Raw genomic sequence first — 13,330 nt, forward strand, 5'->3', positions numbered from 1 at the left:
CCTTTTTTAGTTCAAACTTTGAAATTTATACGGTTATCACGCTATAATGGTTAAGGAACTCAACATTGATTTCGGAATAAAATATACTAAAGGTAATTTTTATAGAGGTGAAGATAATGGAATTAGCAGAAATTCGTCATGAACTTGAAAAAACAGCTAAGAAATTAGCGGACTTTAGGGGGTCTCTTTGACCTTGAGAATAAAGAAGCCAGAATTGCTGAATTAGATGATGAAATGCTTCATCCTGATTTTTGGAATGATCAGCAGGCAGCGCAGACAGTCATTAGTGAAGCAAATGGCTTAAAGGATCAGGTTAATGAATTTTATGACCTAAACAATAGCTTTGAAAATCTTGAATTAACCTATGAACTGGTCAAAGAAGAAAATGATGAAGAATTGCGTACTGAGTTGGAGGAAGAACTCGGGCAGCTAACAGAGCGCTTAGGCCAATTTGAGCTGCAGCTACTCCTCAGTGAAGAGTATGATAAAAATAATGCCATTTTGGAGCTTCACCCAGGTGCTGGTGGAACGGAATCGCAGGACTGGGGCTCGATGCTGCTGCGGATGTATACCCGTTGGGCTGAGAAAAAGGGCTTCAAAGTTGAGACGCTCGATTATCTGCCCGGCGATGAAGCTGGGATTAAGAGTGTAACGCTCGCAATTAAGGGTCATAATGCATACGGCTACTTAAAGGCCGAAAAAGGGGTTCACCGGTTGGTAAGGATCTCTCCATTTGATTCCTCAGGCCGTCGTCATACGTCATTTGTTTCCTGTGAAGTCATGCCAGAACTCAACGATGACATTGAAATCGAAGTTCGGTCAGAGGATTTAAAAATTGATACCTATCGTGCAACAGGTGCGGGCGGACAGCATATTAACACGACTGATTCAGCCATCCGGATTACTCACCTGCCAACTGGTGTTGTGGTCACATGTCAAGCAGAACGTTCACAAATTAAAAACCGCGAGGCAGCGTTAAAAATGCTAAAAGCCAAGCTGTATCAATTGGAAATTGAGAAACAAGAGCAAGAGCTTTTGGAAATACGAGGCGAACAAAAGGAAATCGGCTGGGGAAGTCAAATCCGTTCATACGTTTTCCATCCTTATTCCATGGTCAAAGATCATCGGACGAGTACCGAAAGCGGAAATGTTCAAGCGGTAATGGATGGGGATTTAGATCAATTCATTAATGCGTACCTGAGGTCAAGAATTTCGTAATAGTAAAATTAAAATAAATGTTTAAAGCCTTTGCCAATCATCCGGCAAAGGCTTATTTTTTTGATAATTTTTTCTAAAAACGAACCAAAAGAACATTCCTTATTAAAACCATTGAACAGGCAAATGCTAAGGGAGAATTTAATCCTTTACCACGTCAACTTACTGCCATTTACACCATAATTTACCCGTGCTATACTCACTTTCGGTTGGTAGAAAGTATCTTTCTATAATGAATTTTGAGGAGATTAGCTTTATGAATATATTAAGTAATTTAACACAAACCTATCCAAAGGTGAGAATAGCGGTCGATTATGTCTTTGTATTAATAGGTGCAGCAATTATTGCTCTGGCTTTTAACGTTTTCCTGCTTCCAAACCAAGTGGCCTCTGGCGGGGTAAGCGGGATTAGTACGATTTTAAAAACGGTGCTGGGGTGGGAACCTGCCTATGTCCAGTGGGCTTTTAATATTCCCTTATTTATCGCGGGTGTGGTTTTTTTAGGGAAGCATTTTGGAGTAAAAACTTTAGTGGGTACGATATTTCTACCGTTAGTTGTTTTTTTTACAAAAAATCTCGAGCCTTGGACACATGACGCCTTACTTGCGGCCTTGTTCGGTGGTATTGGGGTAGGGCTTGGTCTTGGCATTGTTTTCAGGGGGAAAGCATCGACTGGGGGGACGGACCTTGCAGCCCAGATCATAAATAAATATACGGGCTTTACGCTTGGTCGCTGTGTTGTTTTAATTGATGGATTAATTGTACTTACTGCAGCCATCGTTTTTGATATTGAGAAGGGTTTATACGCATTGATTGCCCTGTACGTAACCAGCAAAACCATTGACCTGATTCAGGTTGGCTTCGGACGGTCGAAAATGGCGATGATCATCACATCAAAACAAGAAGAAGTTCGGGCAGGAATTTTGAATAAAATTGACCGTGGTGTGACAAAACTATCAGCATATGGTGGTTTTACTGACCATGAACGTCCTGTTCTGATGTGCGTAGTAGACCAATCGGAGTTCACAAAATTGAAACAATTGGTTAAAATCCTTGACCCATCTGCATTTGTTGTCGTTATGGATGCTGCTGAAGTGTTGGGAGAGGGTTTCAAACGGGCATAGGATTGGTATAATAGTACATTGATGGAAATAATTTCTGAAAAGGGGGTAAAGGAATTGAAAAAGAAGTTGCTTACGTTTTTAATGGGAACTGCTTTGGTTATGGGACTAGCAGCCTGTGGAGGCGGGGATAAAGACACAGGAAAAGACACAGGAACGGATACAGCGAGCAATGATCCAGGAGCAAAGATATTCGATCAAAAATGCTCCAGCTGTCATGGCGGTGACTTGACGGGTGGAATGGGGCCAAATTTAACAAAGGTTGGCTCTAAGTACTCGAAGGATGAGATTTTAAATATCCTCGCAAATGGAAAAGGGCAAATGCCAGCAAAAGTTGTGACCGGCGATGATGCCAACCAAGTTGCGGAATGGCTTGCAGCAAAAAAATAAGAGTCTCAAAAACGTTCTGTTTGAATAAACAGGACGTTTTTTTTCGTGGATATTAAAAAAATTGTCGGGTTTTGTAATTCTTTGAAAAGAAACTGTAATATTTTTACCGCTTTTTTTAGCAATTTATGATGTTATAATAAAACTATGCGAAATTATGCACATATTTTTTGTTATCCTAGGCCATTTTGCAAATAAATGAAGATTATTGTCGAATTTTCAGTTCGAAAAATCTTTAAATAAAGGTGATAAATATGATCGAATTACAGGATGTATATAAAAAGTATCCAAATGGCGTTTCGGCTATTAATGGGATAGACGTCCGGATTAATCAGGGCGAATTTGTTTATGTTGTCGGACCAAGTGGAGCCGGTAAATCGACTTTTATTAAAATGATGTATCGTGAGGAAGTTCCGACATCAGGGACTATCACTATGAATGGTGTAAATCTTGCCAAATTAAAAATGAAAAAGGTACCTATTTTTCGCCGAAATCTTGGCGTCGTCTTTCAGGATTTTAAGTTGCTGCCGAGACTGACCGTCTATGAAAATGTTGCATTTGCTTTAGAGGTAATTGAAGCTCAGCCAAAGGTAATTAAAAAGCGAGTCATGGAAGTTCTTGACCTCGTTAACTTAAAGCATAAAATCAAAATGCTGCCGACAGAGCTATCTGGCGGTGAGCAACAGCGTGTTTCAATTGCCCGCTCGATTGTGAATTCTCCCAAAGTGGTGATTGCCGATGAACCTACCGGTAACCTTGACCCAGAAACATCATGGGAAATTATGAAAATTTTTGAAGAAATTAATGCAAGAGGGACAACCATTGTCATGGCAACCCATAACCGCGAGATTGTTAACACGATCAAGCATCGAGTTATTGCCATTGAGGGTGGAAAAATAGTCCGAGATGATGAAAGAGGTGAATACGGTTATGAAAATTAGAACAATTGGCCGTCACTCTCGAGATAGTTTAAAGAATATCAGCAGAAATGGCTGGATGACCTTTGCATCTGTCAGCGCTGTGACCGTTACCTTGATATTAGTCGGTGTCTTTTTCGTTATTATGATGAATCTTAATCGAGTAGCAGAAACGATTGAAGAAGATGTTCAAATTCGCGTGCACATTGACGTAGCTGCTACCGCCCAAGATCAGCAAAAGTTAAAAACTGAGATTGAAAGTATGCCAGAGGTAAAAAATGTCACATTCTCCTCTAAACAGCAGGAACTAGACAATCTAGTTAAGAGTCTAGGGGAAGAAGGCAAATCCTTTAAACTGTTTGAACAGGATAACCCCTTAAACGATGTATTTATCGTAAAAACGAAAAATCCGACTGATACGATGAAAGTGGCAGAACAAATTAAAAAATCCAATTATGTAGCCAAGGTAAAGTATGGCCAGGGGAAAGTAGAAAAACTATTTAAGTTTATTAAAGCAAGCCGTAACGTCGGGGTTGTTTTAATCATTGGTTTATTCTTTACTGCAATTTTCTTAATCTCTAATACAATTAAAATCACGATTATTGCAAGACGCAGAGAAATTAAGATTATGAGGTTAGTAGGAGCAACGAATACCTTTATCCGATGGCCGTTCTTCTTGGAAGGACTGTGGCTTGGGATTATTGGGTCCATTTTGCCCATTATCCTAATTTCGATTGCCTACTATCGTGCGTATGATTATATTGGTCCACGACTTGAAGGAACGTTCATTAAAGTACTTCCTTTTGATCCATTTATGTACCAAGTTGCTGGCATTCTGATCTTAATGGGTGCGCTAATTGGTATATGGGGAAGTCTAATGTCCGTTCGGAAGTTCTTAAAGGTGTAATCCAAATCAGGAAGGATATTATTATGTCCTTCCTGATTTATTATGTGCCATTGGGAGGAAAAATCGGAAATGAAGAAATCAGTAGTCACAATGGCCGTTACACTAACGGTCGGACTAGGGACCATTTTTAGCGGAGTTTCTGTTACCGAAGCTAAATCTATTTCCAGTCTAAAAGGAGAACAAAATGAAGTTCACAACAAACGTTCCAATTTACAATCAGATATTAATCAAGCAAACAGTAAGATTAACACATTAAAAAGTGAGCAGGCTGACGTACAGAGTGAAATGAAACGTCTGGACTTTGCAATTGATGATACAACTGTAAAAATAGACGATAAAACTAAAAAAGTAAAAGATACGCAAGTCGAGGTAACTAAACTTCAAGCGGAAACGAAGGTTATCAAGGAGCGTATAAAAAAACGTAATATCCTATTGAAGGACCGCGCCCGCACCTATCAGGAAAATGGCGGCATGGTCAACTATTTAGATGTGTTAATGGGTTCAACGAGCTTTAGTGATTTTATTGACCGGGCGAATGCTGTTGCGACGATTGTCCAGGCGGACCAAGAAATCTTAAAACAGCATGAGGCAGATAAAGCGGAGCTTGCGGAGAAGCAGGCAAAGGTAGAAAAAGATCTTTCTAGTCTTCAAAAGATGCTAACAGACTTAAAAACTATGAATCAGCAATTAACTGTGCAAAAGAAAGAAAAGGATAAACTCCTGGCTAGCTTGAAAGACCAAGAAGAAGAAGTCCATGAAGGTATGATGGAATTGAAAGAGCAGGAGCAGCTTCTTGCTGCTCAGGAGGCGGCGATTCAACAGGCTATTCAATTGGAAAAAGAGGCCCAAGCTAGAGCTGCGGAAGAGGCAAAACGAGGCAGCTCGTCAAATACCAATAGTGGAAATGATCGTGGTCCTGAATCTAATTCCACCCCAAATGTATCGAGCGGATTCTGGACTCAGCCAACGACGGGATATCTTAGTTCCGGTTTTGGAGGTCGTGGCAGTGAGAACCATTATGGGGTTGATATCGCCAACCGAACAAAAATGCCGATTGTTGCGGCAGCCGATGGCGTTGTCATTAGATCCTATTATTCTAGCACGTACGGAAATTGTATCTTCGTCTCGCACTCTATTAATGGACAAGTCTATACAACGATTTATGCCCACATGACAAAACGTTATGTTGGCAGTGGTGCTAGAGTTAAAAAAGGCCAAAAGATTGGCTTGATGGGGAATACAGGTGCGTCTAGAGGACAGCACTTGCATTTTGAACTTCATAAAGGTCCATGGACCATCGATAAGCGCTATGCGATTAATCCAGTTGGCATAGTCCCACTTCCATAAAAGAAGAAGCTTCGAGCTTCTTCTTTTTTTATCTCTTTGACATCATAACTCGTCCATTCCTTTCATATATGTTAATAATCGGGCAGGAATTTGCTGCCTTTTTATAAAAATAGATAGGACAGGCATTTTTTATTCGAGGAGGACCTGAGATGAATCGTAGATGGATCGCCCTGCTAATGACAGGGTCGCTACTAGCAGGAGCGGGGGGCACATATGCAGGCATGCAGCTTTTGGATAAACCAGGTAACAGCAAACTTCATTTAATGCAAAACCCTCAAGAAGAAAGTAATTCAGAAGGAAACACGTCAGACCTTGAAAAAGTAGAACAGGCATATGATCTTATTTTAAGCAGATACGTGGAAAAAGTAGATCAGGATAAGCTGGTTGAAGGCGCAATTCAGGGGATGCTGTCCGTCTTAAAGGATCCGTACTCTGTTTATATGGACAAAGAAACAGCCAAACAATTCACTCAGACTTTGGAATCTTCCTTCGAAGGGATTGGAGCCGAAGTTGGAATGGTCGACGGGAAAATCGTCATCGTCTCTCCGTTCAAAAATTCCCCGGCTGAAAAAGCAGGCATCAAGCCAAACGACCAAATCTTAAAGGTGGATGGCAAAAGTATCGAAGGGCTGGACCTGAATAAAGCAACCCTCAAAATTCGCGGCAAAAAAGGGACGAAGGTTGAATTATTAATTGCAAGGAAAGGGTTAAAGGATCCGCTTGCGATTGATGTCACCCGCGATGAGATTCCACTTGAAACGGTCCATGCTTCAATTAAGAAGCATGATGGCAAAAAAATAGGCTACATCGAAATCACTTCTTTTTCAGAGGATACCGCTAGAGATTTTGAAAAGGAATTAACAGCACTTGAAAATGATGATATTAAAGGGCTGATTATTGATGTACGCGGCAATCCTGGCGGACTACTAGATAGTGTTGGCGAAATCTTAAAAGAATTTGTTCCTAAGAATAAGCCATATGTCCAAATTCAACAGCGGGACGGTAAGAAAAAACGTTACTTCTCGTCGCTTTCACGGACCAAGGATTATCCGGTCACTGTTCTTGTCAACAAAGGAAGTGCCTCTGCATCAGAAATTCTTGCAGGCTCACTGCAAGAGGCAGTGGGTTACCAACTTGTCGGGGAAACAACGTTTGGAAAAGGGACCGTTCAACAGGCTGTACCAATGGGAGATGGAAGCAACATCAAGCTGACGTTATTTAAATGGCTGACCCCTGATGGACATTGGATTCATAAAAAAGGAATTAAACCAGATGTGGCGATCAAACAACCTGCCATCTTTGCCACTCATCCAATTCAAGTGGAGGAGCCTCTTTCGGAGGATATGAATAATGAGCAGGTGAAAAACGCTCAAGAGGTGCTGACCGGCTTAGGATTTGCCACTGGGCGGAAGGATGGATATTTTAGTAAGGAAACGGCCATGGCCGTAAAAGGGTTCCAGCTCCAAGCCAACCTAGAGCCAACAGGAAGAATTGATTCGGAAACAGCCGCAAAGCTGGAAGATGCAGCAATAAAGGAAATGAAAAAAGAGAAAAACGATCTACAACTGCAAACCGCCTTACGATTAATGACGAAGGAGTAAAACAGGGGCTAATTAGGCCTCTGTTTTTTTTTGAGCAGAAATTATTCACTTTTTCTAAAAACTAGCAATATGTTTTCTGGTGGCAATTTGGTAAAATACTCTTTAGGAGACTTTTCCATAATAGATTACTAGAAATTTTAATAGAGGCAGGTGGCAGGAGTGGAATTAGTGCAAATATGGCTTGTTGAACTTTTGAAGGGGACAGGCAAGTTATTTCTTCATCCTGTTTTATACTATCTCGTTTTCCTTTCAGGAATTTTAGGTGTAATGAGGGTAAAACGTGAGCGGAAAAATTTTCATATTCGAGCGCATGACGCCTACTTTGAACTTCGGCAGTTATTTCCAACCGGAATTCTCATTGGACTTGTCCTTTCATTATTGGTTGTGGCGGCAGGAGTCACGGTCCCGTTCGCAGCGATTCTACTAATTGCTGGTTTTACCTTCTTGTGGTCACTGACCACCAATGTACGCTGGATCTCGCCGGCATATACAATAGGGGCTGCATTTTTCACGCTTATTTTACTTGCTGAAAATCATTGGTCGATTCCGATTTTCACAAAGACCTTTGAGGCATTAAGTGACAAGGTCTATCCTTCTATTGTCGTAGTACTTGGATTGTTGTTAATTGCAGAAGGGATGCTCATTTTTAAAAATGGAAGTTTTGGAACTTCCCCAAAACTTGCAAAAAGTAAACGCGGTCAAAATGTAGGTCTACATGAAGTAAAGCGTCTCTGGATGGTGCCGTTGTTCTTACTTATTCCAGGAAATGCATTACATCTTCCGTTCAATTGGTGGCCTGTCTTCCATTTGGGAGCGAATGAGTATTCATTGATCTTTGTTCCCTTTGCGATTGGTTTCCATCAGCAAGTCAAAGGAATGCTCCCTAAAATGGCGATTCAATTACAGGGCCGCCGAGTTATCGTCCTTGGAGTATTCGTTACCCTTTTTTCCATCGCAGGCTATTGGTTCCCGCTTAGTTCCATTGTAACAGCTGGTATAGCCGTTCTTGGTCGTGAATTGATTTCTTTACTCACAAGCATGAAAGATGATAATCTCCCGTTTTATTTTTCAAAGAAGAATCAAGGATTGATGATTATTGGAGTAATCCCTGACTCTCCAGCAAATAAGATGGAGCTGAAGGTGGGGGAAATCATCTCTAAAGCAAATGGTGTTCTGGTTCGTGATGAAAAGGTATTTTATGAAGCCCTGCAAAAAAATCGTGCTCACTGTAAGCTAGAGGTCCTCGACACAAACGGAGAGATTCGCTTTGTTCAACGGGCCCTGTACGAAGGTGACCACCACGAGCTTGGCATCCTCTTTGTTCAGGATGAGCGGAAGTATGATGTGAAGATAGGTTAAACTTTTGTGCTTTCATAATTCGTGAAATAATCCTTAATTAAGACCACTTATACAAAAATACGTATAGGTGGTTTCTTTTTTTTTTCAATAAATAAAAATGTAATGGATTTTTGTTAGTTTCTGCACAATTATTTAATAGACTTCTAATCAGATACAAAATTTGTTGGTTACTATAGAGGATTACGATACTGAGGAGGATCTTTATGTGCCAGAAATCAATGATGATATTTACTCATCACCAAATGGAACGGGAAAGAAAGGCTGCATTAAAAGCTAAAAATAACTTTTTTAGTAGATTATTAAAAACATTATTTTTAGGCACTAAATCCAAGTCAAATGCCAATAGAATCTAGATATAGTAAAAATCGCTTCCTAAAGGAAACGATTTTTTATTTAGATATAATTCCTATTTTTCAGAGATTAATTTACCCACTTATAACCAATTCCCCATACAGTAGAAAGATGTTGATCAATGGGGAAACCCTCATTTCGGAGCTTTTCTCGCAGATTTCTTATATGGGAATCAACAGTACGATCATCGATATGGAACTTCTGGCTCCAGATGGTTGACAATAAATGGTCGCGAGAGAAAACCTTTTGAGGATTCTTTAAGAACAATCCTATTAGTTCGAACTCTTTGGGTGTAACTTGAATGAGCTTGTTTTGATATCTTAATTCAAAAGACCCCTTATTCCACTCTAATCCATTAAAGACTAGATTTTTCTCATTTGAATTTTTTGATCTTCTTAATAATGCTTCAATTCTTGCTAGTAATTCTGCCTCATGAAAGGGTTTAGTTATGTAATCATCTGCCCCGTATTTTAATCCTTTGATAACGTCAACAGTTTCCCCCATGGCGGTAAGCATTATGATTGGAACTTTTGAGAACTCCCTTATTTTTTGACAGGTCTTCCATCCATCCATGTCTGGCATCATAATATCAAGGATTACTATATCGATAGCTTCTTCTATTTCGAGTAAAGATATGGCCTTTTTACCGGACTCTGCCTTCAAGCAATTAAAATCATAGGGTGCTAAATATAGACATAATAGGTCCAGCATTCTGGTTTCATCATCTACAAGTAATATAGTCTTCATATTTCCCACCACCTATATAAAGTTAATAATTAAATAATAGTAGGAATTTGTGAAGAATCTTTGCAGATTGACAAGTTTTTATCTATATTTTACAAAAATATGAACAATGATTAATAAAGACAAAATCCCATAATAAATCCTAAGAAAATGCATAGAAACTGCAAAATTGCTCAGTAAATTATACATATGAACATTACATGCATAATTAACTTTTTGGGGGTGGAAAAATTGAAAAAGCTGTTTTTATTAGCATTTACTTTAGCGTTTATTTTCTCATTCGATGTTAGAGCCTTGGCCGATGAAGGACATTCTCATGCTCCAAATGTAAAACAAGCAGGAGATAACCTTGAAACAGGGAGTACAAACGGTCAAGGGGATGATGCAACTATGTCTCATGGCAATGGGACAGATATGGATATGGACATGGAAGGAATGGACCACAGCAGCGGAAGCGACATGGAGGGAATGGACCATGGTAGCGGAAGTGATATGGAAGGAATGGATATGGAGGGTGACAGCGGTGCAGAGGCTCATGATCACCATGCAGCTGTTGTTGAATCTCCTCCAAACTATAAAGTGCTAGGAACATATGGAGCAGTTAACATGTTATTTATTTTAATTGGGATTTGGAATAAGTGGTTTAGAAGAAAGGGGGATGTAAACAATGGCCATGCCTGAGAAAAACATAAAACCAGAAAAGGAACCTTTTGATCTGCTATCGATACCCGTTGTCAAAACGTTTGTAAAAAGCAAATGGTATCCAGGAATCTTTCAATGGATCGTTATCTTTGTGTTTTCCATCATTGTTTATGAATTAGTAATGGGAACCGTTGATCCAAGTAAAAACTTTGGGACTACTATGACATGGGTATTATGGTGGCCGGTTATCCCTGTTCTCTTTTTATTAACCGGACGGTTTTGGTGTGCGATCTGTCCGTTCGGTAAATTAAGTGATATTGTTCGGAAATTTTTTGGCAGCAAGCGTCCAATGCCGAAGTTTTTAAAGAAATATGGAATATGGCTGATTGATTTATTCTTTATCGCCATCACTTATAGTGACCATGTATGGGGAATTGTTGAATCACCACGCGGTTCGGGTTACCTATTACTTTTATTAGTAACAATGGTTGTTGCCACTTCTGTATTTTACGAAAGAAGAACCTTCTGTAAGACGCTTTGTTTCCTAGGCGGCCTTGCCGGAAACTACTCACGCTCTGGAGCGCTAAAAGTACAAGCAACACCTGATATCTGTAAAACCTGTAAAGTTCAATCGTGCTACAAAGGATCAGAGGGTGTAGAGGGATGTCCAATGTTTCAATTCCCAAGAACAATGGAATCAAGTGCGGAATGTAATATTTGCGGAAACTGTGTGAAAAACTGTCCAAATAATTCCGTGAAAATAACAACACGAGTTCCGACAAAAGAATTGTGGGGCTTAAAGAATCCAAAGCTTGAACACGCATCTTTAGCAGCTGTTATCATGGGGATTGTTTTCGTACAAAATATTACCATGCTAGAACCTTGGCAGAATATTTTAAGTGCGATTGGCTCTGTTACAGGGACTTCCAACTATGTTCTTAACTTTACGATTGCCTTTATTATTGCGATGGCCTTACCAATCCTATTATTGTTAGGAACGGCAAAACTAGCTTCATTGCTTGGAATGACAGGTTCGATTAAAAAGAACTTTACTCTGTTTGGTTATGCAATTATTCCTTTAGACCTTGCCGGTCACTTAGCACATAATCTGTTCCACATTTTCACAGAAGGTAAAGCCGTTTGGTTTAACTCGATTCGGTTATTTGGAGTCGACTCCAATCCAGCCAGCTTAAGTCTCGCGCCAACCTCAACAGTTCAGATGATTCAATACATTGTCATCTTAATCGGTTTGGTCGGTACTTCTTACGTAGTTTATAGAATGGGCGAAAATAAAAATACGGCTTTTCGAGCCATGATCCCTTATTACGTGCTCATGACAATCCTTGCAATTACAAATATTTATCTATTTTCACTTCCGATGATGCATAGAGTGTAATAGATGTTATTGAGGGTTCTTAATTGAATATGATCATTCAAAACCTGTATAGACTTAATTTATACAGGTTTTTTATTTGGTCAAATAATGTGCATAAAAAAGGGTCTGGTTATGAACCAAACCTCAAAGATAGAAAGTCACCATAATTTTTACAGGCTATCCATCATATTTTCACTTTTCATTTCCTTTTGATTCATTCGGTCCATCATTCCATTCTTTTCATGACAAGCCTTGTACATGTCCTTTAATTCTTTCTTTGTGGAATCTGGGTGCATTTTTTGCATCAACGGTAGCATTTCTTTAAAACTTACACCATCTCCTGTGTTCCCAGCTGCAAACACAGCAGTGCCGGCCCCAAGTATTAAAGCCGTACTTAAAATCCCAACACCAAACTTTTTCATATTTTACAACTCCTTTCATTTTATAACTTAATCATAAAGAATAAATTTGCAGAAAAGAGGGAGATTTAGTGTTTATTTTGTGATGAAAAACTAAAAAGGTTTATTTCATTGACAAGATGAAATTTATATTATAAAATTACTTTGAATTAGAGATATATTAATTGAAAATATTTAAATTGATAATATTCCAATTGAAGGTTTATATTTGTAGTGTTGTGGGATAATATCCTACAAATAAATGTTCCGTTTTTCATGAACACTACGTAAGTTTTTAGATATGAAATTTTTATAGGTGGTGTTGGAGTTGGGCTTTTTAGACAGACTATTTGGTGAATCAAAAAAGGAGGAAAAAACAATGACAAAATTAAACATTGGTATTATTTTAGGTAGCACACGTCAAGGACGTGTTAGCCCACAAGTAGGAGAATGGGTGAAAGGTATTGCCGACAAACGCGGTGACGCAAACTATGAAATAGTTGATATTGCTGATTTCAATTTACCATTCTTAGGAACCACTGATGGTTCAGAACCAGGCATCGCAAAATGGAATGCTAAACTTGCTGAATTAGATGGTTTTGTTTTCATTGTTCAAGAATACAACCACAGCATTACTGGAGCATTAAAAAATGCGCTTGATTTTGCGCGTGAAGCTTGGAATGACAAAGCAGCAGGTATCGTAAGCTATGGTTCAACAGGCGGCGCTCGTGCAGCTGAACATTTACGTGGCATCATGGGTGAATTAAAAATCGCTGACGTTCGCACACATCCAACATTGTCATTATTCACAGACTTTGAAAACGGCAGTGAGTTCAAGCCAGCTGAATTACATCTTACAAATGTGAATGCAATGCTTGATGAAGTGAATAAATGGAGCGGAGCATTAAAAACAATCCGCTAATAAGAAAAGTGGAAGCGCCCTGATCAGCGGCGTATGGCCTGGAGC

Annotated in this window: 14 protein-coding genes; 12 read left to right on the forward strand and 2 right to left on the reverse strand. The window is 39.4% G+C overall.

From position 1 onward, the window contains the following. Positions 1 to 116 precede the first annotated feature (116 nt). From prfB to V7121_RS17190, 9 genes are all read left to right on the forward strand, one after another. Positions 117 to 1,218, forward strand: a protein-coding gene (gene prfB, locus V7121_RS17150) for a peptide chain release factor 2 (RefSeq protein WP_335547266.1) whose coding sequence is annotated in 2 segments (ribosomal slippage) — positions 117 to 188 and positions 190 to 1,218 — 1,101 coding nt in all. Because the reading frame shifts where the segments join, the coding sequence is not laid out codon by codon here. Between the two features lie 253 nt (positions 1,219 to 1,471). Next, positions 1,472 to 2,338 carry a YitT family protein gene (locus V7121_RS17155; protein ID WP_335500847.1) on the forward strand — a complete coding sequence of 289 codons (867 nt, stop codon included), beginning with the start codon at positions 1,472 to 1,474 and terminating at the stop codon, positions 2,336 to 2,338. 54 nt (positions 2,339 to 2,392) lie between these two features. Further along, complete coding sequence (gene cccB / locus V7121_RS17160; protein ID WP_335500849.1) at positions 2,393 to 2,725, forward strand: cytochrome c551; 333 nt, start codon at positions 2,393 to 2,395, stop codon at positions 2,723 to 2,725. A 251-nt stretch (positions 2,726 to 2,976) separates the two neighbouring features. Beyond that, positions 2,977 to 3,663, forward strand: coding sequence for a cell division ATP-binding protein FtsE (gene ftsE, locus V7121_RS17165; protein WP_335500851.1), 687 nt, complete (start codon positions 2,977 to 2,979; stop codon positions 3,661 to 3,663). After that, positions 3,653 to 4,546, forward strand: a complete 894-nt coding sequence (gene ftsX / locus V7121_RS17170; RefSeq protein WP_335500853.1) for a permease-like cell division protein FtsX — start codon at positions 3,653 to 3,655, stop codon at positions 4,544 to 4,546. The genes ftsE and ftsX overlap by 11 nt, the downstream gene beginning before the upstream one ends. A 69-nt stretch (positions 4,547 to 4,615) precedes the next feature. Continuing rightward, positions 4,616 to 5,893 carry a murein hydrolase activator EnvC family protein gene (locus V7121_RS17175; RefSeq protein ID WP_335500854.1) on the forward strand — a complete coding sequence of 426 codons (1,278 nt, stop codon included), beginning with the start codon at positions 4,616 to 4,618 and terminating at the stop codon, positions 5,891 to 5,893. A gap of 149 nt (positions 5,894 to 6,042) precedes the next feature. Further along, complete coding sequence (locus tag V7121_RS17180) at positions 6,043 to 7,494, forward strand: S41 family peptidase (RefSeq protein ID WP_335500856.1); 1,452 nt, start codon at positions 6,043 to 6,045, stop codon at positions 7,492 to 7,494. Between the two features lie 159 nt (positions 7,495 to 7,653). Next, the gene (locus V7121_RS17185) at positions 7,654 to 8,853 is read left to right on the forward strand and encodes a PDZ domain-containing protein (RefSeq protein WP_335500858.1); all 1,200 of its coding nucleotides are present in this window, start codon (positions 7,654 to 7,656) and stop codon (positions 8,851 to 8,853) included. A 203-nt stretch (positions 8,854 to 9,056) separates the two neighbouring features. Beyond that, positions 9,057 to 9,206 (forward strand): hypothetical protein, encoded by a 150-nt coding sequence (locus V7121_RS17190; RefSeq protein ID WP_335500860.1) that lies wholly within the window; start codon positions 9,057 to 9,059, stop codon positions 9,204 to 9,206. A gap of 67 nt (positions 9,207 to 9,273) precedes the next feature. Here the strand turns inward: V7121_RS17190 and V7121_RS17195 are convergent, their stop codons facing one another. Then, the gene (locus V7121_RS17195; protein WP_335500862.1) at positions 9,274 to 9,951 is read right to left on the reverse strand and encodes a response regulator transcription factor; all 678 of its coding nucleotides are present in this window, start codon (positions 9,949 to 9,951) and stop codon (positions 9,274 to 9,276) included. A 228-nt stretch (positions 9,952 to 10,179) separates the two neighbouring features. Between V7121_RS17195 and V7121_RS17200 the strand changes: the two genes are divergently transcribed. Both V7121_RS17200 and V7121_RS17205 read left to right on the forward strand, forming a co-directional pair. Next, entirely contained in the window at positions 10,180 to 10,629 is a 450-nt protein-coding gene (locus V7121_RS17200; protein ID WP_335500864.1) for a hypothetical protein, read from the forward strand. Next, a complete protein-coding gene (locus V7121_RS17205; protein ID WP_335500866.1) occupies positions 10,616 to 11,986 on the forward strand; it encodes a 4Fe-4S binding protein in 1,371 nt (456 codons plus the stop codon). The genes V7121_RS17200 and V7121_RS17205 overlap by 14 nt, the downstream gene beginning before the upstream one ends. Before the next feature lie 149 nt (positions 11,987 to 12,135). Here V7121_RS17205 and V7121_RS17210 read toward each other — a convergent pair whose 3' ends face one another. Next, positions 12,136 to 12,387 (reverse strand): hypothetical protein, encoded by a 252-nt coding sequence (locus V7121_RS17210; RefSeq protein WP_335500868.1) that lies wholly within the window; start codon positions 12,385 to 12,387, stop codon positions 12,136 to 12,138. A gap of 304 nt (positions 12,388 to 12,691) precedes the next feature. Between V7121_RS17210 and V7121_RS17215 the strand changes: the two genes are divergently transcribed. Continuing rightward, on the forward strand, positions 12,692 to 13,285 hold the full coding sequence (locus tag V7121_RS17215; protein ID WP_335500870.1) for an NADPH-dependent FMN reductase: 594 nt from the start codon (positions 12,692 to 12,694) through the stop codon (positions 13,283 to 13,285). Positions 13,286 to 13,330 lie beyond the last annotated feature (45 nt).

The sequence above is a fragment of the Neobacillus drentensis genome, from assembly GCF_036962125.1.
In the GTDB taxonomy this organism is placed as follows: Bacteria; Bacillota; Bacilli; order Bacillales; family Cytobacillaceae; genus Neobacillus; species Neobacillus drentensis_B.

Bases quoted from the DNA above. Each gene is read 5' to 3' on its own strand.
- V7121_RS17190 (WP_335500860.1), top strand. From the start codon at position 9,057: ATGTGCCAGAAATCAATGATGATATTTACTCATCACCAAATGGAACGG.
- V7121_RS17155 (WP_335500847.1), top strand. From the start codon at position 1,472: ATGAATATATTAAGTAATTTAACACAAACCTATCCAAAGGTGAGAATA.
- V7121_RS17205 (WP_335500866.1), top strand. From the start codon at position 10,616: ATGGCCATGCCTGAGAAAAACATAAAACCAGAAAAGGAACCTTTTGAT.
- ftsX (WP_335500853.1), top strand. From the start codon at position 3,653: ATGAAAATTAGAACAATTGGCCGTCACTCTCGAGATAGTTTAAAGAAT.
- V7121_RS17180 (WP_335500856.1), top strand. From the start codon at position 6,043: ATGAATCGTAGATGGATCGCCCTGCTAATGACAGGGTCGCTACTAGCA.
- V7121_RS17195 (WP_335500862.1), bottom strand. From the start codon at position 9,951: ATGAAGACTATATTACTTGTAGATGATGAAACCAGAATGCTGGACCTA.
- V7121_RS17175 (WP_335500854.1), top strand. From the start codon at position 4,616: ATGAAGAAATCAGTAGTCACAATGGCCGTTACACTAACGGTCGGACTA.
- ftsE (WP_335500851.1), top strand. From the start codon at position 2,977: ATGATCGAATTACAGGATGTATATAAAAAGTATCCAAATGGCGTTTCG.
- V7121_RS17210 (WP_335500868.1), bottom strand. From the start codon at position 12,387: ATGAAAAAGTTTGGTGTTGGGATTTTAAGTACGGCTTTAATACTTGGG.